The 26942-nt window shown below is 62.3% G+C and carries 30 protein-coding genes and 1 tRNA gene; 18 read left to right on the forward strand and 13 right to left on the reverse strand.

What is annotated here, in order from left to right; translation table 11 throughout:
- Window positions 1-17: 17 nt before the first annotated feature.
- Window positions 18-629 (reverse strand): LysE/ArgO family amino acid transporter, encoded by a 612-nt coding sequence (locus AC2FNA_RS05270; protein ID WP_496825012.1) that lies wholly within the window; start codon window positions 627-629, stop codon window positions 18-20.
- A gap of 91 nt (window positions 630-720) precedes the next feature.
- Here AC2FNA_RS05270 and AC2FNA_RS05275 point away from each other — a divergent pair, with 91 nt between their 5' ends.
- Both AC2FNA_RS05275 and AC2FNA_RS05280 read left to right on the forward strand, forming a co-directional pair.
- Window positions 721-1605, forward strand: coding sequence for a LysR family transcriptional regulator ArgP (locus AC2FNA_RS05275; protein WP_496825013.1), 885 nt, complete (start codon window positions 721-723; stop codon window positions 1603-1605).
- A 37-nt stretch (window positions 1606-1642) separates the two neighbouring features.
- Complete coding sequence (locus tag AC2FNA_RS05280; RefSeq protein ID WP_496825014.1) at window positions 1643-2335, forward strand: nitroreductase family protein; 693 nt, start codon at window positions 1643-1645, stop codon at window positions 2333-2335.
- Between the two features lie 70 nt (window positions 2336-2405).
- On the opposite strand, the gene AC2FNA_RS05285 is transcribed toward AC2FNA_RS05280, so the two are convergent.
- Window positions 2406-4181, reverse strand: a complete 1776-nt coding sequence (locus AC2FNA_RS05285; RefSeq protein WP_496825015.1) for an SLC13 family permease — start codon at window positions 4179-4181, stop codon at window positions 2406-2408.
- A gap of 105 nt (window positions 4182-4286) precedes the next feature.
- Between AC2FNA_RS05285 and AC2FNA_RS05290 the strand changes: the two genes are divergently transcribed.
- The 4 genes from AC2FNA_RS05290 (at window position 4287) to AC2FNA_RS05305 (ending at window position 8390) form a co-directional block, all read left to right on the forward strand.
- The gene (locus tag AC2FNA_RS05290; protein WP_011046819.1) at window positions 4287-5027 is read left to right on the forward strand and encodes a YebC/PmpR family DNA-binding transcriptional regulator; all 741 of its coding nucleotides are present in this window, start codon (window positions 4287-4289) and stop codon (window positions 5025-5027) included.
- Window positions 5028-5227: 200 nt separating this feature from the next.
- Window positions 5228-5962, forward strand: a complete 735-nt coding sequence (locus AC2FNA_RS05295) for a glutamine amidotransferase (RefSeq protein ID WP_496825016.1) — start codon at window positions 5228-5230, stop codon at window positions 5960-5962.
- A 68-nt stretch (window positions 5963-6030) separates the two neighbouring features.
- The gene (locus AC2FNA_RS05300) at window positions 6031-7692 is read left to right on the forward strand and encodes an FAD-binding dehydrogenase (protein ID WP_496825017.1); all 1662 of its coding nucleotides are present in this window, start codon (window positions 6031-6033) and stop codon (window positions 7690-7692) included.
- Window positions 7693-7931: 239 nt separating this feature from the next.
- Window positions 7932-8390 carry an Arm DNA-binding domain-containing protein gene (locus tag AC2FNA_RS05305; protein WP_496825018.1) on the forward strand — a complete coding sequence of 153 codons (459 nt, stop codon included), beginning with the start codon at window positions 7932-7934 and terminating at the stop codon, window positions 8388-8390.
- 3 nt (window positions 8391-8393) lie between these two features.
- Here the strand turns inward: AC2FNA_RS05305 and AC2FNA_RS05310 are convergent, their stop codons facing one another.
- On the reverse strand, window positions 8394-9179 hold the full coding sequence (locus AC2FNA_RS05310; RefSeq protein ID WP_496825019.1) for an MBL fold metallo-hydrolase: 786 nt from the start codon (window positions 9177-9179) through the stop codon (window positions 8394-8396).
- A gap of 294 nt (window positions 9180-9473) precedes the next feature.
- On the opposite strand from AC2FNA_RS05310, the gene AC2FNA_RS05315 reads away from it, so the two are divergent.
- Window positions 9474-9680 carry a hypothetical protein gene (locus AC2FNA_RS05315; RefSeq protein WP_496825020.1) on the forward strand — a complete coding sequence of 69 codons (207 nt, stop codon included), beginning with the start codon at window positions 9474-9476 and terminating at the stop codon, window positions 9678-9680.
- Window positions 9681-9952: 272 nt separating this feature from the next.
- Here AC2FNA_RS05315 and AC2FNA_RS05320 read toward each other — a convergent pair whose 3' ends face one another.
- Window positions 9953-10459 carry a hypothetical protein gene (locus AC2FNA_RS05320; protein WP_496825021.1) on the reverse strand — a complete coding sequence of 169 codons (507 nt, stop codon included), beginning with the start codon at window positions 10457-10459 and terminating at the stop codon, window positions 9953-9955.
- A 677-nt stretch (window positions 10460-11136) separates the two neighbouring features.
- On the opposite strand from AC2FNA_RS05320, the gene AC2FNA_RS05325 reads away from it, so the two are divergent.
- A complete protein-coding gene (locus AC2FNA_RS05325) occupies window positions 11137-11598 on the forward strand; it encodes a hypothetical protein (protein WP_496825022.1) in 462 nt (153 codons plus the stop codon).
- Between the two features lie 149 nt (window positions 11599-11747).
- Window positions 11748-12260 carry a DUF6512 family protein gene (locus AC2FNA_RS05330; RefSeq protein WP_496825045.1) on the forward strand — a complete coding sequence of 171 codons (513 nt, stop codon included), beginning with the start codon at window positions 11748-11750 and terminating at the stop codon, window positions 12258-12260.
- Window positions 12261-12368: 108 nt separating this feature from the next.
- On the opposite strand, the gene AC2FNA_RS05335 is transcribed toward AC2FNA_RS05330, so the two are convergent.
- Window positions 12369-12506: a transposase gene (locus tag AC2FNA_RS05335; protein ID WP_496825023.1), complete on the reverse strand. Its 138-nt coding sequence runs from the start codon at window positions 12504-12506 to the stop codon at window positions 12369-12371.
- A 383-nt stretch (window positions 12507-12889) separates the two neighbouring features.
- A tRNA-Thr gene (locus AC2FNA_RS05340) sits at window positions 12890-12965 on the reverse strand.
- 165 nt (window positions 12966-13130) lie between these two features.
- Between AC2FNA_RS05340 and AC2FNA_RS05345 the strand changes: the two genes are divergently transcribed.
- Window positions 13131-14006, forward strand: coding sequence for a hypothetical protein (locus AC2FNA_RS05345; RefSeq protein WP_496825024.1), 876 nt, complete (start codon window positions 13131-13133; stop codon window positions 14004-14006).
- 36 nt (window positions 14007-14042) lie between these two features.
- Here the strand turns inward: AC2FNA_RS05345 and AC2FNA_RS05350 are convergent, their stop codons facing one another.
- On the reverse strand, window positions 14043-14303 hold the full coding sequence (locus AC2FNA_RS05350) for a DUF2312 domain-containing protein (protein WP_011046781.1): 261 nt from the start codon (window positions 14301-14303) through the stop codon (window positions 14043-14045).
- Window positions 14304-14451: 148 nt separating this feature from the next.
- On the opposite strand from AC2FNA_RS05350, the gene AC2FNA_RS05355 reads away from it, so the two are divergent.
- Window positions 14452-14673, forward strand: a complete 222-nt coding sequence (locus AC2FNA_RS05355; RefSeq protein ID WP_439653283.1) for a hypothetical protein — start codon at window positions 14452-14454, stop codon at window positions 14671-14673.
- A 24-nt stretch (window positions 14674-14697) separates the two neighbouring features.
- Here AC2FNA_RS05355 and AC2FNA_RS05360 read toward each other — a convergent pair whose 3' ends face one another.
- Window positions 14698-14913, reverse strand: a complete 216-nt coding sequence (locus AC2FNA_RS05360; RefSeq protein ID WP_496825025.1) for a hypothetical protein — start codon at window positions 14911-14913, stop codon at window positions 14698-14700.
- Window positions 14914-15171: 258 nt separating this feature from the next.
- On the opposite strand from AC2FNA_RS05360, the gene AC2FNA_RS05365 reads away from it, so the two are divergent.
- From AC2FNA_RS05365 to AC2FNA_RS05380, 4 genes are read left to right on the forward strand one after another with little or no spacing between them, the layout of a single operon-like run.
- On the forward strand, window positions 15172-16035 hold the full coding sequence (locus AC2FNA_RS05365) for an MBL fold metallo-hydrolase (RefSeq protein ID WP_496825026.1): 864 nt from the start codon (window positions 15172-15174) through the stop codon (window positions 16033-16035).
- A 40-nt stretch (window positions 16036-16075) separates the two neighbouring features.
- Complete coding sequence (locus AC2FNA_RS05370; RefSeq protein WP_496825027.1) at window positions 16076-16504, forward strand: YeeE/YedE family protein; 429 nt, start codon at window positions 16076-16078, stop codon at window positions 16502-16504.
- Window positions 16504-16935, forward strand: a complete 432-nt coding sequence (locus AC2FNA_RS05375) for a DUF6691 family protein (RefSeq protein WP_496825028.1) — start codon at window positions 16504-16506, stop codon at window positions 16933-16935. Before AC2FNA_RS05370 ends, AC2FNA_RS05375 begins: the two co-directional genes overlap by 1 nt.
- A 9-nt stretch (window positions 16936-16944) precedes the next feature.
- Window positions 16945-17376: a protein tyrosine phosphatase family protein gene (locus AC2FNA_RS05380; RefSeq protein WP_496825029.1), complete on the forward strand. Its 432-nt coding sequence runs from the start codon at window positions 16945-16947 to the stop codon at window positions 17374-17376.
- A 19-nt stretch (window positions 17377-17395) separates the two neighbouring features.
- On the opposite strand, the gene AC2FNA_RS05385 is transcribed toward AC2FNA_RS05380, so the two are convergent.
- The 5 genes from AC2FNA_RS05385 to AC2FNA_RS05405 all read right to left on the reverse strand — a co-directional run bounded on the left by AC2FNA_RS05385 (window position 17396) and on the right by AC2FNA_RS05405 (window position 23383).
- Window positions 17396-18559 (reverse strand): FliM/FliN family flagellar motor C-terminal domain-containing protein, encoded by a 1164-nt coding sequence (locus AC2FNA_RS05385; protein ID WP_496825030.1) that lies wholly within the window; start codon window positions 18557-18559, stop codon window positions 17396-17398.
- An 81-nt stretch (window positions 18560-18640) separates the two neighbouring features.
- The gene (locus tag AC2FNA_RS05390; RefSeq protein ID WP_496825031.1) at window positions 18641-21319 is read right to left on the reverse strand and encodes an ATP-binding protein; all 2679 of its coding nucleotides are present in this window, start codon (window positions 21317-21319) and stop codon (window positions 18641-18643) included.
- The gene (locus AC2FNA_RS05395) at window positions 21316-21621 is read right to left on the reverse strand and encodes a hypothetical protein (protein WP_496825032.1); all 306 of its coding nucleotides are present in this window, start codon (window positions 21619-21621) and stop codon (window positions 21316-21318) included. Before AC2FNA_RS05395 ends, AC2FNA_RS05390 begins: the two co-directional genes overlap by 4 nt.
- Window positions 21618-21998 carry a response regulator transcription factor gene (locus AC2FNA_RS05400; RefSeq protein ID WP_496825033.1) on the reverse strand — a complete coding sequence of 127 codons (381 nt, stop codon included), beginning with the start codon at window positions 21996-21998 and terminating at the stop codon, window positions 21618-21620. Before AC2FNA_RS05400 ends, AC2FNA_RS05395 begins: the two co-directional genes overlap by 4 nt.
- Before the next feature lie 86 nt (window positions 21999-22084).
- Window positions 22085-23383 carry a short-chain fatty acyl-CoA regulator family protein gene (locus tag AC2FNA_RS05405; protein WP_496825034.1) on the reverse strand — a complete coding sequence of 433 codons (1299 nt, stop codon included), beginning with the start codon at window positions 23381-23383 and terminating at the stop codon, window positions 22085-22087.
- 228 nt (window positions 23384-23611) lie between these two features.
- Between AC2FNA_RS05405 and AC2FNA_RS05410 the strand changes: the two genes are divergently transcribed.
- The 3 genes from AC2FNA_RS05410 to AC2FNA_RS05420 all read left to right on the forward strand — a co-directional run.
- Window positions 23612-24964: a substrate-binding protein gene (locus AC2FNA_RS05410; RefSeq protein ID WP_496825035.1), complete on the forward strand. Its 1353-nt coding sequence runs from the start codon at window positions 23612-23614 to the stop codon at window positions 24962-24964.
- A 104-nt stretch (window positions 24965-25068) separates the two neighbouring features.
- The gene (locus AC2FNA_RS05415) at window positions 25069-26100 is read left to right on the forward strand and encodes a branched-chain amino acid ABC transporter permease (protein WP_496825036.1); all 1032 of its coding nucleotides are present in this window, start codon (window positions 25069-25071) and stop codon (window positions 26098-26100) included.
- A 3-nt stretch (window positions 26101-26103) separates the two neighbouring features.
- A partial coding sequence (locus AC2FNA_RS05420; RefSeq protein ID WP_496825037.1) for a branched-chain amino acid ABC transporter permease occupies window positions 26104-26942 on the forward strand: 839 nt, incomplete at its 3' end.

Consider the following 26942-nt stretch of genomic DNA (forward strand, 5'->3'; position numbering starts at 1 on the left):
CACCCGCGATTGCCCGGTCACATCAGCAGCAGCTTGGCCGCGATGGTCCACATGGTCAGGGCGATCACCGTGTCAAGCACCTGCCAGGCGCGGGGGCGTGCAAAGACCGGCGCGAGTAGACGTGCCCCGTAACCAAGCGAGAAGAAGAAGGTGAAACTGGCCAGAACAGCGCCAAGCCCAAAGCCGAGCCTGTCGCCATATTGCGCCGAGATCGAGCCGATCAGCACAACGGTATCCAGATAGACATGCGGGTTGAGCCAGGTGAAGGCCAACACTGTCAGCAGCACCGGGCGCAGGGCGGCTCCTCCGCCGCTGCGGGCATCGTCGCCGGTCATCAGCGCCTCGGTCTTGGTCAGTGCCGCAAACAGGCTGCGCGCACCGTACCAGATCAGGAAAGCCGCCCCGCCATAGCGCATCAGCGGCTCGAACCAGGGCACGGCCGTGGCCAGCCCTCCGAACCCGGCCACGCCCGCGGTGATCAGCACCGCGTCCGACAGCGCACAGGTCATGCAGACAGCAAAGACATGCTGACGCCGCAGCCCCTGCCGCAGGACAAAGGCGTTCTGCGCCCCGATAGCAAGGATCAGGCCGAAACCAAGGGCAAAGCCGGCGACAATGGCAGAGGACATGGGGCGGATTCCCGTGAGGTTGCCAGGTTTGACTAGAGAGCGGCGCAGGTTTACTCCAGTTAAAGATTGTTAGCCTGAATTAGGAACTCTAATGCAGTTCGACCCGCAACAGCTTGCCGCACTGGCCGCCATCCTGCGGCTGGGCAGTTTCGAGGCCGCCGCCGGAGCGCTCTCGGTCACACCATCGGCAGTGTCCCAGCGCATTCGCGCGCTCGAGGAGAAAGTGGGCCTGGTGCTGATCCATCGCGGTCCACCCGCAACGGGCACAGCCGCCGGTCTGCGGCTGGCGCGACATGCCGAGGATGTGGGTTTGCTGGAGGCGCAAGTGAGCCGCGACCTTGCCCTCGACCAGGGTGCCGGGCCGGTAAGGGTCCGGATCGCGGTCAATGCGGACAGCCTGGCAACCTGGTTTCTGGAGGCGATGTTTGGCGTCAAGGGCGTGTTGTTCGATCTGGTTATCGACGATCAGGACCATTCCGCCGAATGGCTGCGGCGCGGCGAGGTCAGCGCAGCGATCACAGCCCACGGCAGACCGATTCCGGGCTGCGACGCTCATCCGTTAGGCGCGCTGCGCTATATCGCGACGGCCAGCCCTAGCTTCATGAAACAGTGGTTCGCGGGCGGGGTCACACCCGAGGCGCTGTCTCTCGCGCCCTGCCTGACATTCAATGCCAAGGACCAATTGCAACAGCGCTGGATCGGAGCGCAGACCGGGATGCAACTGGCACCCCCTACGCATTTCCTTCCCTCCTCGCAGGGCTTCGTCGATGCCGCGCTGGCAGCTATGGGATGGGGAATGAACCCGCGCGCGTTGGTCCGAAAGCATATCGACCACGGCGACCTGGTACCGCTAATCCCTCACCAGCCGCTGGATGTACCGCTGTCCTGGCAGGTAAGCCGGGTATTGACGCCTGCGCTTGCCCCACTCACCCGCGCGGTCCGACAGGCCGCAAGCCTGGGCTTGATCCCTGGTTGAGCGCACCGGATAAAGAAGTGCCGGACAAGGAGAAACCATGTTTACCCGCACCCAACTCAGCTATCGCGCCATTCCGCTTCCCGACCGGACCGAATTGACCGATGCCCAGATGCTGGCGGCGGCAGAGGCATTTCACGACACCATGCGTCGGCGCCACACGGTACGCAATTACTCGAACCGGCCGGTGCCGCGCGCGGTGATCGAGTCGTGCCTGCGAACGGCGGGCACCGCACCTTCGGGCGCCAATCACCAACCCTGGCATTTCGTAGCGGTGGCCGATCAGGAGTTGAAGGCGCGGATCCGGGAGGAGGCCGAGGAGGAGGAGCGGCGGTTCTACGCGGGCGGCGCGGGAGATGAGTGGATCAAGGCGCTGGAGCCGATCGGAACCAATGCGGTGAAAGAGCATCTGACGGACGCGCCCTGGTTGATCGTGGTCTTTGCCCAGCGCTGGGGCCAGTTCGACGATGGCACCCGCTACAAGAACTATTACGTGCCCGAGAGCGTGAATATCGCCACCGGATTCCTGCTGGCGGCACTGCATCATGCGGGGCTGTGCGCACTGACCCATACGCCCAACCCGATGCGGTTCCTCAACGACGCGCTGGGGCGGCCCGCCTCCGAGAAACCCACGATGATCATCGCGGTGGGTCACCCGGCAGAGGACGCGACCGTGCCCGAGGTAGCCAAGATCAAGAAGCCGCTGAGTGAGATCGCCAGCTTCGCCGAGTAGCGGTGCCGTTTTCCGGCACGGAAAACGGGTCGGAAAATTTGCTATTTTCCGTCACCAGCTCCCGATCCGGTCACATCGGCCAGAACAGCAGGATGGCCGGGATGGTGACCGCCACGATCAGTATCTCGAGCGGCAGACCCATCCGCCAGTAATCGCCGAAATGATAGCCACCCGGACCGAGGATCAGCGTATTGTTCTTGTGTCCGATCGGGGTCAGGAACGCCGCCGAGGCCGCCACGGCCACCGCCATCAGGAACGGGTCGGGCGAGACGCCCAGCGCATTGGCCATCTGGATGCCCACCGGTGCGGCAACAATGGTCGTCGCGGTGTTGTTGAGCACATCCGACAGCGTCATCGTCACCACCATCAGCACCGTCAGGATCGCCCAGGCCGGCCAGCCCTCGGTCAGTGTCACGAGCCCGCCCGCGATCAGCTGGGTCCCGCCCGAGGCCTCGAGCGCAGCGCCCAGCGGGATCATCGAGCCCAAAAGCACCACCACCGGCCATTCGATATGGTCGTATAGCTCGGCAATCGGCAGGATGCCGGTCAGCACATAGGCCACCACCACCAGCCCCAGCGCCACCGGCAGGTAGAGAAGCCCGACCGAGGCCGCCAGCACCGCCGCGCCAAACAGGCCGATGGCCACCCATGTCTTGTCATTGGCCGTCACGCTCAGACCCCGCGTGGCCAGTGGCAGGCAGCCCAGCCACTCGGTCACATCCGGCCCCCGGTCGCGCGGGCAGAGCAGAAGCAGGATATCGCCCGGCTGCACCTCGGTCCGGCGAATGTGCTGGGTGATCCGGGTGCCCTGACGCGAGATGCCCATCAGCACCGTGTTCTGCCGCCAGCTGAGGCCCAGCCCCTGCGCGGTGCGCCCGGCGATGCGGGCACCGTCGGTCACCACCACCTCGAGCACGTCCAGCCCCTCACCCGCGGCCGTCAGCGCCTGCTGCCGCTCCTTGTCCGAGAAATCGAGGCTGAGCGCGGCGCGAAACTCGTCCAGCGCCTCGGGCGTGGCCTCGATCACCAGCGTATCGCCAGCGGCCAGGATGGTGTTGGCGGCGCGGCCATAGCGGCGCTTGCCGTCGCGGATCAGGCCCAGGATCGCCACGTCGGCCTTTTCCGCCTCGGCATCCAGTTCTGCCAGGCGTTTGCCGATATGGGGCGACTCTTCTGGCACCGTCAGTTCGGCGATATATTCGGCCAGCGCCTCGGCCGCCTCGGCGGCACCACCGCCGCGCGTCGGGATCAGGCGCCAGCCGATCAGCGCCACAAAGATCAGACCAGCCAGCGCCGCCGCGCCGCCAACAGGGGCGAAATCGAACATGCGATATGGCTCGCCCAGCGCCTCGGCCCGGATCGAGGCGATGATGATATTGGGCGGCGTGCCGATCAGCGTGACCATGCCGCCCAGGATGGTGGCAAAGGACAAGGGCATCAGCGTCAGCGCCGCCGCGCGCCCCGCCTTGCGCGCGGTCTGGATATCGACCGGCATCAAGAGCGCCAGCGCCGCCACGTTGTTCATGAAGGCCGAGAGCACCGCGCCGATCCCGCCCATAAGAGCGATATGAGCGCCAAGCCCGCGCGAGGCATCGACCAGCGTGCGGGTGATCAGGAACACCGCGCCCGAACGCACCAGCCCCGCGGACACCACCAGCACCAGCGCCACCACGATGGTGGCGGGATGGCCAAAGCCTGAAAACGCATCCTTGACCGGGACCAGCCCCAGCACGACCCCGGTCAGCAACGCGGAAAACGCCACCAGATCATAGCGGAACCGCCCCCAGAGCAGCAGGGCAAAGACGGCGGCGAAAAGGGCGAAAAGCAGGATCTGGTCAATCGTCATGGCGTCAGCATAGAGGGCGCCGCGCGGCCTGCAACCGGCTCCCTTGATCCCGCCCCTTCTCCTTGTCTATATGGGCGCCAACCAGCAACCAGCGACGAGGACATCATGGCCGGCCATTCCAAATGGGCAAACATTCAGCACCGCAAGGGACGGCAGGACGCAGCGCGGTCAAAGCTGTTCTCGAAGTTCTCCAAGGAGATCACGGTTGCGGCCAAGATGGGCGACCCGGACCCGGACAAGAACCCGCGCCTGCGCCTTGCAATCAAGGAGGCCAAGTCGCAGTCGATGCCCAAGGACAATATCGAGCGCGCGATCAAAAAGGCGATCGGCGGCGATGGCGATGCTTATGAGGAAATCCGCTATGAGGGCTATGGCCCCAATGGCGTGGCGGTGATTGTCGAGGCGATGACCGACAACCGCAACCGCACCGCGTCGAACGTGCGCTCGACCTTCACCAAGCATGGCGGCAACCTGGGCGAGACCGGTTCGGTGGGTTTCATGTTCGAACGCAAGGGCGAGGTGGTCTATCCGGCCTCGGTGGGCGATGCGGACACCGTGATGATGGCGGCGATCGAGGCGGGCGCCGAAGACGTGGAAAGCTCGGAAGAGGGGCACGTGATCTGGTGCGCCGATACCGACTTGAACGAGGTATCGACGGCGCTGGAAGCGGAGCTGGGCGAATCGGATTCGACCAAGCTGGTGTGGAAACCCTCGACCACCACCGAGCTGGACCTGGAAGCGATGCAAAAGCTGATGAAGCTGGTGGATGCGCTGGAAGACGACGACGACGTGCAGCGCGTGACCACCAATTTCGAAGCCTCCGACGAGGTGATGGCGGCGCTCTGACCCCGCCCAAGGCAGGGGGCGCTGCCCCCGCCGCCCGTTCCGGGCGACTCCCCCGGAGTATTTTGGACCAGAAAGAAGCATCAGGGCCTGCTCTCTTCATTTCGCCCTAAATACTCCGGAGCGCGAGGCAGAGCCTCGCTTCGCCCTCTGTAGTTGGCGCGCGCTTGCCCGGAGGAGCGCCGCACGTTAGACGAAGCGCCATGAAACGCTTTCTGATCCTGCAACTGCGCCCCGAAACCGATGCAGCCGATGCCGAGTTCGCCTCGATCCTCGATAAATGCGGGATCGGGCCCGAGCGGGCGCATCGCATCCGGCTGGATTGCGAAGACCTGCCCGAGGGGTTGGATGTAACCGATTACGCGGGTGTCATCGTCGGTGGCGGCCCCGGCTGTGTCAGCGACGATCCGGCCACCAAGCCCGCGAACGAGGCGCGGATCGAGGCGGCGATCATGGGGCTGATGCCGCAGATCACCGGTGCCGATCATCCCTTCATGGGGTGTTGCTATGGGCTGGGCGTGCTGGCGGCGCATCTGGGCGGCGCGGTCAGCAAGGCGCGCTATGGCGAGCCGGTCGGCCCCTCGACATGCTCGCTGACCGAAAGCGGCGCGAGCGATCCGCTGACCGCTGACCTGCCGCCTGTCTTTGACGCCTATGTAGGCCACAAGGAGGCGGTGCAGGCGCTGCCGCCGGGCTGCACCCATCTGGTCGCCTCGGACCCCTGCCCCTTTCAGATGATCCGCTGGGGCGAGAATGTTTATGCCACCCAGTTCCACCCCGAGGCGGATGCGCATGATTTCGAACAGCGCATTCAAATCTACAAGGATCACGGCTATTTCCCGCCCGAGGATGCCGCGCGGCTGATCAGGCTGTGCCATTCGGCCGAGGTTACGGCCCCCGGCGAGATCCTGCGCCGCTTTGCCCAGCGCTACGGCTGACCCAACGGCGCCGTTGCCTGCCGCCCCACCCCCGTCCTAGGCTGAAACCGGGACAAGGGAGGATGGATATGGGCGCGAATACCGCCGATGCGATCATCGTGGGCAGCGGGCTGGCCGGGCTGGTTGCCGCCGCCGAACTGGGCGACCGGGGCAAGCGGGTGATCCTGCTGGACCAGGAACCCGAGAGCTTCCTGGGCGGTCAGGCCTTCTGGTCGCTGGGTGGTCTTTTCATGGTCGACACTCCCGAACAGCGCCGCATGGGCATCCGCGACAGCGCCGATCTGGCCCTGCGCGACTGGCTGGGCAGCGCGCAGTTCGACCGCGCGGAAGACGCCTGGCCGCGCAAATGGGCCGAGGCCTATGTGGAATTCGCCGCTGGCGAGATGCGGCCCTGGCTGCACACGATGGGCCTGCGCTGGTTCCCGGTGGTGGGCTGGGCCGAACGCGGCGGGTCCTATGCCGATGGGCATGGCAATTCGGTGCCGCGCTTTCACATCACCTGGGGCACCGGTCCAGGCGTGCTGGAGCACTTTCTGCGCCGGATGCAGGACCACGTGGCAGCCGGCCGGATCGAGCTGCGGTTTCGCCATCAGGTCAGCCATATCATCATGCAGCACGGTGCTGCGACCGGGGTTTCGGGCGAGGTACTGGCCCCGGACACCGCCCAACGCGGGCAAAAGACCAATCGCGACGAGATCGGCGAGTTCGAGGTTTACGCCCCCTCGATCCTGGTCACCTCGGGCGGGATCGGGGGCAATTTCGACCTGGTGCGCAAGGCCTGGCCACGCGACCGGCTGGGCGCACCGCCGCCGAACATGGTGGCGGGCGTGCCGTTCCATGTTGATGGCCGGATGATCGCGATTTCGGAACGCGCAGGCGGCCATGTGATCAACGGCGACCGGATGTGGCATTACACCGAAGGCGTGCGCAACTGGGATCCGATCTGGCCCGACCACGGCATCCGCATCCTGCCCGGCCCCTCGTCGATGTGGTTCGACGCGCGCGGCAACCGGCTCGCACCACCCTGCCTGCCGGGGTTCGACACCCTGACCACCCTGCGCGAGATCCTGAAGACCGGCCATGATTACAGCTGGTTCGTGCTGACCCAGAAGGTGATCAAGAAGGAATTCGCCCTGTCAGGGTCCGAGCAGAACCCCGATTTCACCTCGGGCAAATGGTCCGAGGTGATCCGCCAGCGCATCCTGTCGGGCAAATCCGCCACCGCCCCGGTCGAGGCCTTCAAGGAGCATGGCGAGGATTTCGTTGTCGCCCACAGCCTGAGCGAGCTGGTGCGCGGCATGAACCAGCTGGGCGAGGTGGCGATTGACGAGGATCACCTGCGCGCCCAGATCGAAGCGCGCGATGCGCAGATGGACAACCCCTTCACCAAGGACGCGCAGATCATGGCGATCCACGCCGCGCGCAATTATCGCGGCGACCGGCTGATCCGTACCGCCAGGCCCCACAAGTTCCTTGACCCCGCCAACGGCCCGCTGATCGCGGTGCGCCTGCATGTGCTGACCCGCAAGACGCTGGGCGGGTTGCATACCAATCTGGATGGCCAGATGCTGGGTACCGATGGCCAGGTGGTGCCGGGCCTCTTTGCCGCCGGAGAGGTGGCGGGATTCGGCGGCGGCGGCTATCACGGCTACAACGCGCTCGAGGGCACGTTCCTTGGCGGCTGCATCTTCTCGGGTCGCAATGCCGGGCGATCGCGGGCCATCGCCTGATGACCGCGCGCCGGTTGCATCCCGGCAACATCGGTGTGCGACCCGCAGGTTCGGGGCAAGTACTTGATATCTTGTGCTGGGATGGTGCCTCCACACGGAGCTAACAGCTTGTTTTTATGATCTTTTGCAACCTTAACCCAACCGCACCCCCCATATCTTCAAGAACCTGACCTCTCAAGTCGTTTTGTTTGATCCATAGTGTTCCTGTATCAAAGGGTGGAAAAAGAGGGGGGCATGAAATGCGGGCGATCGATAGGCTTTCAGCCCAGAGCATCAAGTCCCTACCGGCAGGGAAAGACTGCGACGGAGCTGGCCTCTGGTTGATCAAGCGCCCTGATGGCGGAGCACAATGGGTGTTGCGCGTTACCGTTCATGGCAGACGGCGAGAGATAGGATTAGGCGGCGCCCCGGCGTTGTCTTTCGCCGAAGCACGCAAACAGGCAGACCGGTGGCGCAAAATGGCACGATCCGGCAGTGATCCCATCAAGGAGCGCAAAACCGAAGCTCGCGCGGCCAGGAGAGAAGATATTTCGCTAGGGTCAGCAGCCGCTTCCAATCGCCGAAGGTCAGCGCTTCAGGCCAACCTGCTGAAAAGTTATTGTAACCTACGCGCTGGAAATGGCTGCTTTGGGAGCGCGGTCAAACCTCGACCCGCTGCATCGCCGCAAGGCGGCAAAGAGCCCAAGGCAGAAACTTGAAGTCTACAACTCGATCAACGAACCTGCGCCAGGGCGGTCGTAGCCAAATTCCGTCTGAAGGCGGGCCTGGATGTCGAAGGAAACACAATGAACAGGCAATAATCGCGGAATATTCTCGGACCTGAACCATTCAATTGTCTCGTCCACTGCGGGCTTCTCGGGATTGACCAGATGGAAACCACCGATGACGGCATGAAGCGACTGACCTGTGACGTCCTTGGCGTGTGTGCAGATGTTGCAAATCCCGCTATGTGAACACCCGGTTACAACTACGCACCCGTTTTCGGTTCGAAACGCCAGCGCGGTGTCATCAGGCATAGGATCTTCATAGTAATACCCGCGTTCAAAAGGGACGACCCGTGGGATTTCGCCGAGGAAAAATGCACCTGGCGCAAACTCAACGGGTTCCGCGGCCTCCACGATCTCAAAATCTGACCGGATCTTCTGTTCTATTTCATTATAGTTGTGTGGAAGATGACGATCAGGCGGCTCGATGAATGGGTCCAGCATAGCCAACAGTGCCCTTGGGTGGACGATTAGTTTCTTCTTTTGCGAAAAGGGATGGAACAGCAGGCCCCGGGAATGGTCACTGTGAAAATGTGAAAGGGCGATTACATCCGCCGTGTCCAAGTCAAGCTTTGCGGTCTCAGCATTCCGGCACCACACGTCCGACCAGCCGGTATCAAAGATTATCTTCGTATCGTTGTAGTCAATCCAAGCCGAAAATCCCCATTCGGCGAGCCAGCACATGTCAGAAACCAAGTTCTCGTTCAGCAGTCTGATTTTCACGGCTTCCTCCCCCAAGTCGTCTGTTCTTGAACGTATCTTACCACAATTCGAGTCAGCTCCGGAGAATTTCAGTATGACCGCTCTGTCCGCAACTCGGACATCGATGCCCCGAAACTCGCTGCGGTCGTCACGAATGGCCGCTTTTCTCCCTGCGGCGCGGCTAATAATTTTGGCGTTCGCATTGCTGCAAGTGCGAGCGTTAGCGTCGGATCATGTCTCCGAATGGGATGAACCGGCTGCTTCCCCCGGTGGGTTAACCTGAGAGGGTTACCCGAAGCAGAAAGAGAAGCAGTCATGAGCACACGTAAAGCCGAAGACCTTTCTGGCCTGTCGGTGATTGGCGACGACATCGGCAAGGACGTCTTTCAATTGGTCGGTTTCGACTCGGAGAGCAATCTGGTCCTGCGACGAAGGATCAACGGCATCGTAGATGCGTGTGTCATGGCGGCCTCTTCGAACAGGGGATGTGTCGGATGCTCGGGTGTCGAGCCGTGTGAATGAAAAGCGTTCCGCCATGTGACTGCACATGAACATCGCTTCGTAGGTCCGAGTTCGCGTGGCAAGGCGTCTCTGGCTCCGGGGCATCACAACGGCTCCTGACCTCAGGGAGTACGGGGTCAAGAGTGCATGATTCCGTGGCCAAAAACAGGGTTTCCCTATCTGCCCCCCGACATTCACAGCATTTGCGGTGATAACCGGCCCACCCTCACACCCGAGGGTCTACTAGACACTCAGGTCGGGCAAGCGCGGCGTGCCGCGCCTGCCCAAGGGCGTCACTCGAAGAGATCGACGTCTTCGCCCTCGTCGCCCTCGTTGTCCTCGTTGCCCTCGTCGCCTTCGTTGTCCTCGTCGCCTTCGTCGCCTTCGTCGCCTTCGTCGTCCTCGTTGTTCTCGTCGTCCTCGTTGTTCTCGTCGCCCTCGTTGCCGCTGTCGGCGTTTTCGTCGTCGCTGCCTTCGTCGTCCTCGTCGTTTTCGTTGCCTTCGTTGTCCTCGTTGCCTTCGTTGTCCTCGTTGCCTTCGTCGCCTTCGTCGCCCGCCTCGAGGCCCTCGTCGCCCTCGTCGCCCTCATCCTCCTCGTTGTTTTCGTCGTCCTCGTCGTCTTCGTTGCCCTCGTCGCCTTCGTTACCCTCGTTGCCCTCGTTGCCTTCGTCGCCCTCATCACCTTCGTTGCCTTCGTCGCCATCGTCTTCCGGGCCAAAGCTGAGCGAAGACAGGAGCGAGGTCTGCGCCTCGGCCAGCAGCAGGGAGATGAGGTCGGCGGAGAGGAGAGGAGCGGTCATGAGCGTAAGTCCTTGAAATCTGGCGCGGCCGAGACGCATGAAATTCGGCACGACGGCGTGAGCCAGCCGGACACGCGACGCAAAAAATTGTAGGTATGAAGAAAGCGTAGGCGGGTATTGGCTTTGAAACAAGGAATTTCAAATCAAGGAGGATGGCACGGGAATGTCCGCATTTGGTTTGCTCACCTGCCAACACCCTTGAAACGCGGCAGAAAGCGCTGAATGTCGATCCGAAGGCGTTCGCGAACGAGAGAAAGCATGGAACGGAAACCAAACGCTCCCAGAGTCTGAGAGCCCAGATGGCTACAACGGCCTGTCCGCTAATGAGACTACGGTGCGAGCGTAACCCCAATAAGGCCACGGCCCGCGTACCGATCCAAAGGCCGAATACATATCAGCGACTTTCGAGAACGTGCAAAACCTCACTTGCGAACAGCAGCCGGTTCATACATCTGGGCTCGACCGAGACATCTGACTAAAACCATCAGATGACCGCCCATCGTAACATTTCTGCCGTTGCCGATGTCGCCACACGTCACGCTGTCATCGACCGTCTTCCCAAACACTGTGCTGTAGAACCATGTCACAAACACTGTGGGGCAAAGAGTGTGTTACGGTTGCTTTGGCTCTCGCAAGACAACGTGTAGCTGATTGAAATGAACGGGAGGAATTGACAGATGGTCCAAAAGGTTTTGGCTGCTTTGGTGGCGCTTGCTGTGAGCGCTGGTTCCGCAATGGCGGTATCTCCCGAAGCGCAACAACTCATCGACCGTGCGGCAGCAGATTGCCAGAGCTCGGAAAACGGCGAGTTTGATCAGGGCGATGCTGTAACTGAGATCGAACTGCGCTCTCAGTTTGGGACCGTGAACGCGGAACTTGTGGACGAAAGCCAATACGCATGCTCTTCCGCCGCGTCGCTCTACTGCGGGACAGGTGGCTGCATGCTTAATCTCATCGTGAACGGTGAGACGATGGCATGGCAGGCAACAGGTTGGCGTCTCATTGATTGGGGTCCTGACCGTATCCTTCTGATTGGACGTGACGGAGGCTGGTGCGGCGGCGCTGGCGCAGAGGTGTGCTATGAAGCGCTGGTTTGGAGCAATGGCAAGATATTGACCGTGGGACCTGAACCCGAATGAAAACACTCAGTCTTTAACTGTGCCCGAAAACACTGTGTTGAAGAAGTGTGGGGCAAACAGTGTGGGGCAATTACTGTGTTGTGAGTAACCGACTCGCTCGTTGAAGGTTGAGCAATTTGCGCGAGGCAAAGCACATCTTCTGGCTCGAATTGACCGGGGCCATTTGCATGATCCTACTTGGATCGGCGATGCATTTTGCCTTCTCATGGTGCGGCGAATGGAAACCTCTGGCGTTACTGGCTGCAGTTAACGAGTCTATTTGGGAGCACTTGAAGCTGGCCTTTTGGCCAGGATTGTTTTGGGCCTGCATCATGCCATTGCCACCAAATCTGGGCCGGCTGGAGATGCTGAGCGCAAGAGGCTTTAGCCTTGCAATAACAGCAACGCTGATTGTCGCGATCTTTACCTCTTACACAGCAATCTTGGGGCGCAATCTTCTTGCGCTCGACATCAGTACATTTATGCTCTCCATTTGCGTCGGCCAGTTGGTTTCTTTTTTGTTGCTCGCAAACCGAACCAGCCTGCGCAGATCGGTGGTTGCACTTGGATTAGCTGCTCTACTGCTTCAGTTAGCCGCCTACAGTCTCTTTACTTTATTCCCACCTGACAATTGGCTATTCATCGAAACCCGCACAGGCCTCAGGGGTATCCCTGCTCAATAATCCCCGGCAACATTGGTTGCTGAGTTCCTACCCATGTCCCGGAACACTGTGGCGAAGAACTATGTTGCAGTTACTGTGGGCAAACTGAGGTGCCCCTAGGGTCAGGCTTCATAACCAATAGATGACGGTCGCCGCGAGGGCGATGGCCGATCGGAACGCCTCGGGGCAGCGGTCATAGCGGGTCGCCACACGCCGCCAATCCTTGAGCCTGCCGAACATGATCTCGATCACTGCCCGGCAGTGCATTGCGCAGCAATGTCACGAGAGCCCATGCTTCTGCCCGGGCGCGATCAGTTGATGGATAGCTGGGAACGTCACAACGTTGCATAGTGTGGTAGACTGTGACCATCTCACAGCCTAACTCTTTGGCAATCTCTCCTGGCGCAGTCGTGGGAGCCATGCCTTTTCGAGCCTAGTTCGACAATCGCTCAAGGATTGTCGGCCAGTAGTCACGTTCTGTGATTTTCGGTGGTCGTTTGCTCATGGGCTATCGTTATCACGTTGCACGACAGCGGCGGTAGACCCCTGAAAAAGAAGCCGATTGTTGTAGAGTTGTTGCAGCGTCTAACAAACCAAAGGTCTTCACCGACGCGGGCGACCATCAACACGTTGAACTCTGTATGTTTTGATGGTGCCCCCACACGGACTCGAACCGCGGACCTACTGATTACAAATCAGTTGCTCTACCAGCTGAGCTATAGGGGCAACAGCTTCCGATTAATCGCAGGCACGCCCGACTGCAAGATGGAAATCTCGACCGCTAGGCGAAATTGTCCGAATACAGCCTCACGGCAAGCGTTTGACTGGCCAGCTGCGAGCTTGTAGTCAGGAAAATATCTGTTTGTTTTTCAAAAGGAAGCCCGGCAACCGATGCAGGTGGTATTCCATACCGGAGCACATGGCACCGACGATGATCGGCTGATCAAATGCCTGTTGGGCAACAAGGAGCCGTTCTCTCAACGTGGTATCATGGTTCCCGGACCGGCGCAGTATCGCGCCCTGTTCAAGAACGTGCTGACCGCGCTGGACGAGGCCGAACCCGAACCACAGGCACGCGAAGTGTTGATGGAGGCGATCCTGGATGGCGAGGTGGCCGACCGGGTGATCTTTTCGGATTCCAATTTCTTTGGCTCTCATTGGTCGGCCCTGGGTAAGGGAATGTTCTATCCCCGCGCGGCAACCCGCATGGCGAACCTGCAATCCATCTTTGCCTACGATCAGGTCGAGATGTTCATGGCGATCCGAAACCCGGCCAGTTTCGTGCCCGATGTGCTGGGTTCCCTGCCCGACAAGGGCGCGACCCAGGCGATGGAGGGGATGGACCTTCACAAGTTGCACTGGTCCGGCATGGTCGAAAGCATCCGCGCCGCGGCGCCCAACGTGCAACTGACCCTATGGTGCAACGAGGATACGCCGTTGATCTGGGCCCAGATCATCCGCGACATGGCAGGACTGGAACACGGCAACAAGATCGTGGGCGGTTTCTCGCTCCTGTCCGAGATCATGTCCAAAGAGGGCATGCAGCGGTTTCGTGCCTATCTGGCCGAACACCCCGAACTGAGCGAGATGCAGAAACGCCGGGTCATCGCCGCCTTTCTCGACAAATACGCGCTGGAGGATGCGGTCGAGGAAGAGCTGGACCTGCCCGGCTGGACCCATGAACTGGTCGACCAGCTGACCGAGCTATACGACGAAGACGTCTTCAACCTGCAACGCATTCCGGGCGTGCAGTTCATCGCCCCCTGACCCGTCCTGTTGCGGACGGGCCATCGGGCGCGCGACTCAGGCCATACCCAGCGCCGCCTTGTACATCTCCAGCACCGCTTCTTCCTCGGCGATGTCGTCCTTGTCGCGCTTGCGCAGGGCGACGATCTTGCGCATGACCTTGGTGTCGTAACCGCGCGCCTTGGCCTCGGCCATCACCTCTTTCTGCTGGTCGGCGATATCTTTCTTTTCCTGCTCCAGTCGCTCGATCCGTTCGATGAACTGGCGCAACTCGCCTGCGGCGATCCCGTAATTGGCGTCTGATTGGGGCTGATCCATCGGTGCGATCTCCATCGGTGCGTTATGCGGCGACGAGCGGGATAACGCGGCGCCGGTTCGCCTGCAAGGATCATTTCCCGCCGGTTGCGCCGGATGGGCCGATGCGGTAACGCGAGCGCGCAACTGGCGTAACAGACGGGGCGCGGTCATGCTGTTCGACATCATCATCTGGACGGGCGCCGCCCTGTCGCTGCTCGGGCTGGCCGGGCTGGTCTGGTGCATCCTGCGCGTCAACCGTGCCCGCAAGGCAGGGCTGAGCGACGATGAACTACGCGCCGCAGTTCAGGCGGTGCTGCCGTGGAACCTGGGCGCGCTGTTCCTGTCCGTCATCGGGTTGATGATGGTGATGGTCGGGATTTCGCTGGGCTGAGCGCGACGCGCCCAGACCTGTAAATCAGACCGGCATATTGTCGAACCGCGCCTCGACCGCATCCTCGCACAGCGCCGCGTCAAGCTGGCGCAGGCGCGCAGGCACCTTCAGCCCATGCTGCCGCATGCGGTCCACGACCCGGCTGAATTCCGGCTGCACCTCGAGCCGGATACTCAGCGGCGCACCCGTAACGCGTCGTTCCAGACGTTCGGCGGCGTGATATAGATCCTGTGCTGTCATGTATCTTCTCCCCTGTATCGGAACCGAATCTGCCACAGCCGCGTAACAGGCTTAAGAAATTTCCCGGACATTCGGCCCCATCTCCTGGCCGAAAGGGCGGATATGCCTGTTTTCGTGGCGATTGCCGCATCCTTGCACAGCACCCGTTCGCGCACATTGACCGACATCAAAACGCCCAGGATATAGAAAAGTGGCACATGGGAGTTGCATCATATTCACAATTTACCATATGATCCGAGAAACCAACAGGAGTCCGTCATGACCCCCTTCGTAAAAGCCTTCTTCGACGAAGCCACCTTTACGGTGTCCTATGTGGTGCGCGAGCCCGACGGCCGCGCCTGCGCCATCGTCGACAGCGTTCTGGATTTCGACCACGCCTCTGGCCGGACAAACACCACATCTGCCGATGCGATCGTGGACTACGTCACCGCAGAGGGTCTGAATGTCGAGTGGGTCCTCGAAAGCCACGTTCATGCCGATCACCTGTCCGCCGCCCCCTATCTGCAAGAGCGGCTGGGCGGCAAGATCGGCATCGGCGCCAACATCACCGTCGTGCAGGACACGTTCGGCAAGGTGTTCAACGAGGGCACCGAATTCCAGCGCGACGGCAGCCAGTTCGACGCGCTGTTCCGCGAGGGTGACAGTTTTCACATCGGCCAGATGCGCGGCGACGTGCTACACACACCCGGCCACACGCCGGCCTGCCTGACCTATGTGATCGGTGATGCGGCCTTTGTTGGCGATACGCTGTTCATGCCCGACTTTGGCACCGCGCGCTGCGATTTCCCCGGCGGCTCGTCTGCAACGCTCTACCAGTCGATCCAGAAGATTCTGGCCCTGCCGGACGAAACCCGCATTTTTGTCGGCCATGACTACAAGGCGCCGGGACGTGACGAATATGCCTGGGAAACCACGGTGGGCGAGCAGAAGGCGCTGAACATCCATATCGGCCAGGGCCGCGGCGTCGAAGAGTTCGTCCAGATGCGCGACGCACGCGATGCAACGCTGGGCATGCCGCGGCTGATCCTGCCCTCGTTGCAGGTGAACATGCGCGCGGGCCAGATGCCACCAGCCGATGAACAGGGCAACGTCTTTCTGAAACTGCCGGTCAACAAGCTCTGACCGGCGGTCCGATCAAGCGCGAACAGGGAACGTGGTAATAATGGAAACGGATTGGATTTGGGGTCTGGTCGGCGGGCTGTTGATCGGCACTGGCGGCGCGGTCTATCTGCTGGGCAATGGCCGCATCATGGGGGCCAGCGGCATTCTGGGCGGCCTGATCGACGGGACCGGCCGCAGCAACTGGGTTGAACGGGCGGTGTTCCTCTTCGGCGTCGTGGTGGCGCCGCTGGTGCTGTGGCCGCTCTACAGTGTCGAGATCGGCACGCATGTGACCAGCGATATCTGGGTCATCGTGGCCGCAGGCTTGCTGGTCGGGGTCGGCACCCGTATCGCCAATGGTTGCACCTCTGGCCACGGGGTCTGCGGCATCTCGCGGTTCTCGCTGCGTGGTATCGTGGCGACCGTGTTCTACATCCTCGCCGGCGGTCTGACGCTGGCGATCTTCCGCCATGTCCTGGGGGTGATCTGATGCGCTTGCTGATTTCGCTTGTCGCCGGGGCGCTGTTTGGCGGCGGTCTCTTTGTCTCGGGCATGACCGATACGCGCAAGGTACAGGGTTGGCTGGATGTGTTCGGCGACTGGGACCCGACGCTGGCCTTTGTGATGGGCGGCGCCATCCTGCCGATGCTGCTGGCCTGGCGCCTGACCGAGGGGCGCAAACCGTTGGCGGGTGGCAGCTTTCCGGCGCTGCCGCGACCCGAAATGGATCATCGCCTGATCACCGGATCGGTGCTGTTCGGCATGGGCTGGGGCCTGGCCGGGCTGTGCCCCGGCCCGGCCATCGCCTCGCTCAGCTATGGTGGCGTCGGCGGGCTGATTTTCCTGGTTGCGATGCTGGCGGGCATGGCGCTTGCACCTCGCGTCGGCACGCAACTGGACAGGCTTGCGGCAACGGCCTAAGGAGCGGATATGGATATTCGACCGATCACCCCCCGCTACGCCGTCTCGCCGCAGATTTCGGTCGAGGACATTCCCGCCATCGCAGCCGCCGGTTTCACCCGGATCATCTGCAACCGCCCCGATGCCGAGGTGCCGCCCAGCCATCAGGCCGAAGCCATCGGCGTGGCCGCGCGCGCGGCGGGGCTGGATTTCGAGGTGCTGGAGCTGACCCATCAAACCATGACACCGGAAAACGTGGCGCGGCAGAGCGCGCTGGCCGAGACTGCCAGCGGCCCGGTTCTGGCCTATTGCGCCTCGGGTACCCGGTGTTCCGTGGTCTGGGCGCTGGGTCACTGCGGCGCGCTCGGCGCCGACGCAGTGTTGAGCAAGACTGCAGCGGCAGGGTATCAGCTCGACGCACTGCGTCCACGGTTGGAAGAAATCGCGGCAGCACAGGGCTAATCCCGCCTTCCCCACCGGATTAGCGGGGTTGGGCCACCTCCTCCTCTTGCTGCAACCCCGCCAGTTCGGCGATTTCCGAAGCGACCTGGTCGGCGCTCAGCGCAGGCAGGTCGTATTCCGAGAGAGCATCCATTTCACTCTCGGTATCGGGATCGACATCCTCGTAATCCTCGGCGCGGCGGCGTGCACGCGCGCGCGGGTGCGTCTCGTGGTCGATCACATCCGGCTCCGACGGAGTTTCAGGCCTCGGCCCATCGCTGGGCTTGTGTGCCAGAAACCCGTCAGACCCCTGTTCAATCCGTTCGGGTTCGGGCAGTTTCTCGTTCAGCCGTACCGCCCGCATGCCCCGGCACTGGCCCAACCGGGCCAGCGCCACCTGCCGTCCCTCGATGGTTACGATTTCGGTCTTGTCGAGCTTCAGCCCCACCAGCGGCAGCAGGTCGCCGGGCTGCATCCCGGCAAAGGCAGCCAGAGGCAGGCGGATGCGCGAGATCACCGCATCCAGCTCGGCCCGGACCACGCCAAAGGCCGTGTCCAGATGACGGCCCTTGGATGCGGTCGCCCCTTCGGCGACAGCCAGATCCGCCTCGGACCGCTCAGGCAGGATAAGGGTGATCTGCCCCTGGGCCTTGCCTCCGGCAATCTCGGCCGTCAGATCGAACACCCGATAAAGATCATTTTCCAGCAACAGCAACAGGGCCCTGCGGCTTTCCGCACGCGCACAGAATTCGAACCCCGCGAGACAGGCGCGGTCGGCAGGCTGCTCGACCATGTCATGGGCCCGCGGCAGCAGCGCATCGAACAGCGGCGCCACCATGGCCGCGTCGGTTCCGGTGAACGAGCGTTCGACACCGCCTCCGGCCACAACCTGCCCCATTGTCTGCTGTTGCAGTATAGCGGAGACGCAAGCGCGATCGATACAGGCCGCTCCCAACGCGCCCTCTGGCCCCGATAGCATCAGGTAAAGCCGGTCCTCGGCCACCGCGCGGCCCAGTTCGTCCAGCTCGCGCCGGGCCTGGGTCGCCCCGATGACCGACATGGCCAGTCCCACCGCCTCGTCCGCGGCGCGGGCCAGCGCCAGGCGCAGTGCGCGCAGGATCGAGCGGGTGTCACCCTGCCGCTCGTCCCGTGCCAGGGCCAGTTTCCGCTCCAGAACCGTCTTGTTTTCCGTGTCCGTCGCCATCACATGCGCTTTGCCTGCCGCTCCGCCTCAGTCACCAGACAGGTGTAGCGCGGCAAGCGTTACCAAGCTCTTTACGACGATCTATTGCGCAGCGATTTCCATGCCGACCGGCAGGCTGACACGGAACGCGCCGCCTTCCTGCCCCGAAAGATAGCTGACATCGCCCCCCAACCGCTGCATGATCTCGCTGCAGATCGCCAGGCCCAGGCCGGCTCCGCCGGCCTTTTCGGCGCTGACACGTGCGAATTTCTCGAACACCATCTTGCGGGCATCCAGCGGGATTCCCCCACCATTGTCGATCAGGTCGACCACGATCCGCCCGCCCACGTCATGCACGGTGATCGTCAGTTCGGGGTCGGCCGCATCGCAATATTTCTGCGCGTTCGAAATCAGGTTGATGAACACCTGCGACAGCCGGTCCAGATCGGTGCGCAGCGCAATCCGCTCGGCCCCGCGATGACGCCGCACCCGCAGCGCCCTGTCTGTGCCCGTCAACGCCGTCGCCACGGCGCGGTCGAGGATATCCACCAACCGCCCCTGCCCCATGTTCAGCGTGACCTGACCGTTTTCCAGCACGCTCAGGTCCAGCAGGTCGTCCAACAGCCGCGTCAGTCGCAGCGCCTCGTCATGGATGATGGTGGCGTAGCGGGTCTTTTCCACCGGCTCGAGTCCGTCAGTATCGCGCAGAATCTCGGAAAACGCCCGGATCGAGGTCATCGGCGTGCGCAATTCGTGGCTGATCTGGCTCAGGAACGCGTCCTTTTGCAGCGAGATCTGGGTCAGTTTCTCGTTTGCCTCGCGCAATTTGCGTGCGGTGCGGCTCAGCTCGGCCGATTTCGCCTCAAGCCGGCTGGAATACTCAAGCAGCTGCGCGGATTCATCGGCCACCGCCAGCAGGTCCTCGACCGAGACCGACGAACCGCCGACGATCTGACCGATCATCGCATGGGCCGTGGCCGCCCCGACCGAACCGCTGAGTTCCCGCTCCAGCCGCTCCAGAAAGGCCGGGTTCGGCTCGGGCAGATAGGCGCGGCTGCCCTGCGCCACCGCCTCGGAATGAAAGAACTCCTGCGCCTCGCGCGCGCCCATGATCCGCTGCGACATGATCATCAGGTCCTCGCTTTGCGCAACGGACCCGGTCCACCCTCGCGGCCCGGCGGAATGGTCGAACACGTTGACGAACTGCGCGCCCTGCAACCGCTCCAGCGGGCTGGGAAAACTCAGCAGAGAAGCGATACAGAAGGCGGCGGTGTTCAGCGACAGTGACCACATCACCGAATGCACCATCGGGTCGAGCCCATCAATGCCGAACAGCGCCTGTGGGCGCAACCACGAGAGGCCGAAGAGCCCGTACTCCATCACCGAAGGCGCGATCACCCCGGCGCCCATTCCGGGCAGCAGCAGGGTATAGAGCCAGAGAACAAATCCCACTGTCAGCCCGACCAGCGCACCGGTGCGGGTGGCGCCGCGCCAGAACAGACCACCCACCAGCGCCGGCAGGATCTGGGCAATACCGGCAAAGGCAATGAGCCCGATCGAGGCCAGCGCCGCGCCGCCACCCGACAGGCGATAGTAGAAATAGCCAAGCGCCAGAACCGCTGCGATCGACACCCGCCGGGCATAGAGCACCACCGAACGAACATCCCCCGAGACCGAGGCGCCGCTGCCCTGGGCGTTCAGCCAGATCGGCATCACGATATGGTTCGACACCATGGTCGACAATGCCATGGCCGCAACGATCACCATCGAGGTCGCCGAGGAAAACCCGCCCAGAAAGGACAGCATGGCCAGTGTCTCCTGCCCCTGTGCCAGCGGGATCGTCAGCACGAACATATCCGGATTGGACCCCTCGGGCATGATCTCCAGCCCGACCACAGCGATGGGGACCACGAAAAGGCTCATCAGCATCAGGTAAAGCGGAAAGGCCCAGGCGGCGGTGCGCAAATGACGTTCGTCATCGTTCTCGACAACCATCACCTGGAACATGCGTGGCAGGCAGACAAAGGCCGCCGCCGCCAGAAAGGTGATGGTCGCCCAGCGCCCGTGGTCGACCTGCCAGACTCCGATTTCCGAGGCGTCGATGCGGGCGAATGTATCGCCCAGACCGCCGGCGATACCCCAGACCACGAAGATGCCCACCGCGAGCAATGCAACCAGTTTGACCATAGCCTCGATGGCGACGGCGGTGACCACACCATGATGGCGCTCGTTTGCGTCCAGGTTGCGGGTTCCGAACAGGATCGCGAACACCGCCAGTCCGCCCGCCACCCAGAAGGCGCTGGAACCCTCGCCGGGGCGGCTGACCGGATCGGCCTCGGCAAAGATATTGAAACTGAGGGTGATCGACTGGAGTTGCAGCGCGATATAGGGGGTGACGCCGATCACGGCCAAGAGGGTAACACAGACCGCCAGCGTGTTCGACTTGCCATAGCGCGACGAGATCAGGTCGGCGATCGAGGTGACCCGCTGCGAGCGGCCCACCCGCACCAGCTTGCGCAAACCCCACCACCAGCCGATCATCACCAGCGTCGGCCCCAGGTAGATGGTGACAAATTCCAGCCCCGACCGCGCCGCATAACCCACGGCGCCATAAAAGGTCCATGCCGTGCAGTAGATCGACAGCGACAGGGTGTAGACCAGCGGCGAGCGCAGCCAGGTTGTGCGCCCAGTCGAGGACAACCGGTCCGCGGCAAATGCGACCCCGAACAGCAGGATCACATAGGCCATGCAGACCGCGACCAGGACGTTGAGAGAGGTCACCGCTCGGTCTCCTGCCCGATCTGATGACCGCCACTCTGACGCGTGGCGCGTCCGAACAGGGCGCTGACCGCGATCAGGATGGCCCAGACGCCGAACACATATGTGATGGCCGCCGACATCCGCACGGTGCCTGCTCCCTCGGATGGCCAGAGCAGTGGAACGGCAAACAGCGCCGCCCCCATCAGCGGCAACAGGCGCGCAGCATCCATCAGGCGGCGGCGGCGATAGCTTTGCCGCTCAAGAAACACGGGCGGCGGCTGAACAGGGGTGCGCCCGGTCCCCTCGCCTGAGGACCGGCTCATGGGCGCGATGCCTGCGCGTGCAGATCGCGCACCGCTGTCAGCACCTCGGCATTGGAAAAGGGTTTGGTCATGAACCGGCTGACCCCGGCCTTTTCCGCCATGTCGCGATCGCGCGACTGGCCACGCGCAGTCAGCATCAGCACCGGCAGATCCCGCGTCGCAACTCGTTCGCGCAATTCTCGCAGGATATCCATGCCGCTCTTGCCCGGCAGCATCACGTCCAGGATCACCAGATCAGGCGCGGCGGTGGTAATCTTCTCGACCGCATCCGCCCCGTCCTCGTGCGTTTCAACCTGCCAGCCATCGCGCGTGAGCAGGAAACGGATCGCTTCGGCGATGTTAGGCTCGTCTTCGATCAGCAGAAGCCGTCGGCTCATCCTTGCCCCTTCCTCCCCCAAAAAGGTGGCGGACTGCTGCCCGCTCGTTTTCCCGATTTCAGATTAGACCCGCGGTCAGGGGCCTGTCAAAACCCTTCGGACAGGATTGATGGTTCACGGCGCGCGGCGCAATCGCGGCGAGGGCACACACGGCACGATGCGCCGACCGGCTGCGCCGCCTGCCGTCCGCGCTCGGCAGTGGGCACCGGCAGAATTAGCATGATGGAACGGATCACCGGATCACTGTCGAAATCGGGCATACCTTCAGGCCAGGCGACGGCAAGGCAATCGAACTCTGCCGCGTTTCGCCCCAGCTGCGACACTCGCCGGCGGATCGGGGCAAGCGGTCGGCCAAGAGCGGCGTAAAGCGGCCAGAGCGGGCAGGATTCGCCATGCCTGGGCAAGGCGAAACCGGTCACCGGCTTGCGAAACAGGATACTGCCCGAGGCGTCACAGATCACCAGCCCGGCTTCGTGTGGCAACACGCCTTCGGGCAGGCTGGCGAGGCGCCGGAACATCGCAGGCAGCCCCACGCCAAAGCGTCGCGCAAGCGCGACCGGATCGAGCCCCAGAACATCCAGCGCCGAGACCATCTCGGGCAGCGGCATGGCACGCGCATCGGCGGCATAGACCGCAAGCATCGAGCGCGCGATTTCGCGCGCGGCGCCCGAGGCCAGATTCTCGAGCGGCACATCCGCAACCGAGCCGCCCTTTTCAAGTTCGGTGAAATGGTGACCGCGTCCGGCGACAAAGGCCTCGACCTGCTCGACCGGGACACCGGTGCGATCCTCGCCCGCCTCGCTGTCGTCAAGCCAGCCCACCAGCGATTTAGAGCTTTCTGCCAGACGCTCGGCGTCCTGATGCAGGTTGCGATGGAACCGGTCCCGCCATTCCGCCTCCAGCTCTCCCGGTTCGGCAAGAATCGCCGCCGTCGAGCGGATCGCGGCAGCGGTCGACAGCACCTCGTGCAGCGACGCGGCAAGATGCGGGTCATGCGTCAGCCGATCAGACAAAGTCTCGACCGTGCGTTCCAGCGACCCGACGCGCCGGAAAAGCCGCGCCAGAACCTCGGCCCAGCCAGGAAAGCGGCCCGCGAATTCATCGACCCGGTCCGCCTCGGCGGCGGTGGAACCGGCATCGGCGGCCGCCTCGCGCAGCGTCGCCAGCAACGCCGCCTCGGCACCCTCGGTCAGCATCGAAGGCTCGACCGACAGTGCAGCCGCGATATCGACCAGCAGTTTACCGCCGATTCTGCGCCGGTTGTGCTCGATCAGGTTGAGATAGGAGGCGGAAATATCCACCTTGCGGGCCAAGTCGGCCTGCCTGAGGCCGGTCATCAGCCGCCGCTCGCGGATTCGACTGCCCGTCAATGTGTCGCGTGCCATGGTATCCCGTTCCCGGAATGTGAATAAAAATCAACGGGTTTCTGCGGCGCGACATAAGGTTTTTTACATCACCCCCGGAATCCGTGTTGAGAGATTTACAGAATTTTCTTTCGGTTTAAAGGGGTTATTGCGTAATTTTCCAATCGCCCACCATACTGCTTTTGCACACATGTGCCTGCGCATCGCGGAAGAGGAGCCGCCGCGCACGCAATCTTTTGGGAGGAAAACATGTCCAAGAACCAAGTCACGCGTCGGGGCGTGCTCAAGACCGGTGCGGTTGCCGGGGCCGGTGTGGCCCTGCCGACGATCTTCACCGCCTCTTCGGCCGCCGCTTATACCAACGAACCCACCGGTGGCACCGTCACCCTGGGTTTCAACGTGCCCCAAACCGGCCCCTATGCGGATGAAGGCAATGACGAATTGCTGGCCCAGCAGCTGGCGGTCGAGCATCTGAACGGGATGGGCGACGGCGGATGCCTGAACACCTTCACCTCGAAGGCACTCAAGGGCAACGGCATCCTGGGTAAGAAGGTCCAGTTCGTGACCGGCGACACCCAGACCAAGTCGGACGCCGCCCGCGCATCGGCCAAGTCGATGATCGAAAAGGACGGCGCCATCATGATCAACGGCGGCTCGTCCTCGGGCGTGGCCGTGGCCGTGCAGGGCCTGTGCCAGGATGCCGGCGTGATCTTCATGGCCGGCCTGACCCATGCCAACGACACCACAGGCAAGGACCGCAAGGCCAATGGCTTTCGCCATTTCTTCAACGCCTACATGTCGGGTGCCGCGCTGGCGCCGGTGCTGGCCAAGGAGATGGGCGCAGATCGCCGCGCCTATCACCTGACCGCCGACTACAACTGGGGCTGGACCCAGGAAGAGTCGATCGTGGCCTCGACCGAGGCACTGGGCTGGGAAACCGTGAACACGGTCAAGACCCCGCTTGCCTCGACCGATTTCTCGTCCTACATCGCGCCGGTCCTGAACTCGGGCGCCGACGTGCTGGTTCTGAACCACTATGGCGGCAACATGGTCAACTCGCTGACCAACGCCATCCAGTTCGGCCTGCTGGACAAGGTCGCCAACGGCAAGGACTTCAAGATCGTCGTGCCGCTCTATTCGGAACTGATGGCCGCCGGTGCCGGCGACAACATCAAGGGCGTTCTGGGCTCGATGAACTACAACTGGCAGCTCGACAATGAGGGCTCGCGCGCCTTCGTCAAATCGTTCGGCGAGAAATACGGCAAGCCGCCGTCGAACTCGGCCCAGACCTGCTATGCTCAGGTTCTGCTTTATGCCGATGCCTGCGAGCGGGCCGGAACCTTCAACCCCTGCGGTGTGGTCGAGGCGCTGGAAGGCTTCGAATTCGACGGACTGGGCAACGGTAAGACGCTTTATCGCGCCGAAGACCATCAGTGCTTCAAGGACGTTCTGGTGGTGCGCGGTGCGCAGAACCCGACCAACGCCTATGACACGCTGGAAATCGTCGAGGTCACCCCGGTCGAGCAGGTCATGTATCCGCCGAACCACCCGATGTTCGGTGGCGACGAGGCCACGCTAGGTCAGTGCAACCCGGGCGCCTGATCAGGCAACCGGACCTTTCGACGACAAGTCTTGAAATGTCGTGACCTTGCTCTTCCCGATCACGCATCGGGAAGAGCAATCAGTACCAGCCAAGGGTGGGGACGATGGACGCAATCCTGCTGCAAATTCTAAACGGGCTCGACAAGGGCTCTGCCTATGCGCTGATCGCGCTGGGCCTGACGCTGATCTTCGGGACACTGGGCGTCGTCAACTTCGCCCATGGCGCGTTGTTCATGATCGGGGCGTTCTGCGCCGTCATGCTGCAACGCATTCTCAACCTGAGTTTTCAGACCATCGACGAAACACAGAAGGATTTCCTCGGCAATCCTCTGAAAGTCGATACGCCCTATGTTCATTCCTGGTTCGGGCCCGAGACCGGCGCCGCGATCATCGACTGGTCGGTGCCGCTGGCGGTGATTTTCGCCATCCCGATCATGCTGTTCATCGGCTATGCGATGGAACGCGGTTTGATCAAGCATTTCTACAAGCGCCCCCATGCCGACCAGATCCTTGTCACATTTGGCCTGGCCATCGTGTTGCAGGAGATCATCAAGTATTTCTTCGGCGCCAACCCAATCCAGACGCCGGAACCCTCGGCGCTCAAGGGCTCGCTCGACATCGGGCTGATCCTGGGTTTTGATCCGAACGCGATCATCTATCCGATCTGGCGCCTCGTCTATTTCGCTTTTGCAGCGGTGATCATCGGCGGCGTCTTTGCCTTTCTGCAATTTACCACATTCGGCATGGTGGTGCGCGCAGGCATGGCGGATCGCGAGACCGTGGGCCTTTTGGGCATCAATATCGACAAGCGGTTCACCATCATGTTCGGCATCGCCGCCGGTGTCGCCGGTTTGGCGGGCGTCATGTACGGGCCGCTCAACCCGCCCAACTATCACATGGGGATGGATTTCCTGGTGCTCAGCTTCGTCGTCGTCGTGGTCGGCGGCATGGGCAGCCTGCCGGGCGCCGTCGCGGCCGGGTTCCTGCTGGGTGTACTGGAGAGCTTTGCCTCGACCACCTGGGCCACCACCACCATCCCGGGCATCAACCAGATCATCATCTATCTGGTCGCAATCATCATTCTGCTGACCCGTCCTCGGGGCCTGTTGGGCCGCAAGGGCGTGATGGAGGACTAACCCATGCTGGGACTGGACAAGAAAGACACCTCGCTTCTGCTCATCGTGGCGATCCTCACCCTGCTGGCGCCGTTCATCCTGAACCCCTTCCCGACCGGAAGCGCCATGGCGCAGTTCAACGCAGGCTATCCCGACCTGATGCAGCGGTTCGTGATCTTCGGCATCTTCGCCATCGGCTTCAACATCCTGTTCGGACTGACCGGCTATCTCAGCTTTGGTCACGCGGCCTTCCTGGGCGTCGGCTCCTACTCGGCCGTGTGGATGTTCAAGCTGCTCAGCTACAACGTGATCCCGGCCATCGCGCTGAGTGTCGTCGTGGCCGCGCTTTTCGCGCTCCTGATCGGTTATGTCAGCCTGCGACGCTCGGGCATCTACTTCTCGATCCTGACACTGGCCTTTGCGCAGATGAGTTTTGCGCTGGCCTATTCGGTGCTGTCGAACCCCAAGTTCAACCTGACCAACGGGGAAACCGGTCTTCAGGTCTATGCCGACGACCCGCAGATCTTCCACCGTGACAGCCTGCCCGACATGCCGCATCTGTTTGGCCTGTCAATGCGCTCGACCTACAAGCTCGACCTCGGCGCCTGGAGCTTCGATTTCAACGCGGGCTACTATCTGTGCGCGGTGATCATGATGGTCATGTTCTATCTGGCCATCCGCATCTTTCGCTCGCCCTTTGGCATGATGCTGCGGGCAGTGAAATCGAACCAGCAGCGCATGAACTATACCGGTCTCAATCCGCGTCCCTACACTCTGGCCGCGTTCGTCATCTCGGGCATGTATGCCGGTCTGGCCGGAGGCCTGATGGCGGCGATGGATCCGCTGGCGGGCGCAGAGCGGAT

Source organism: Ruegeria sp. YKSD163, from assembly GCF_059612905.1.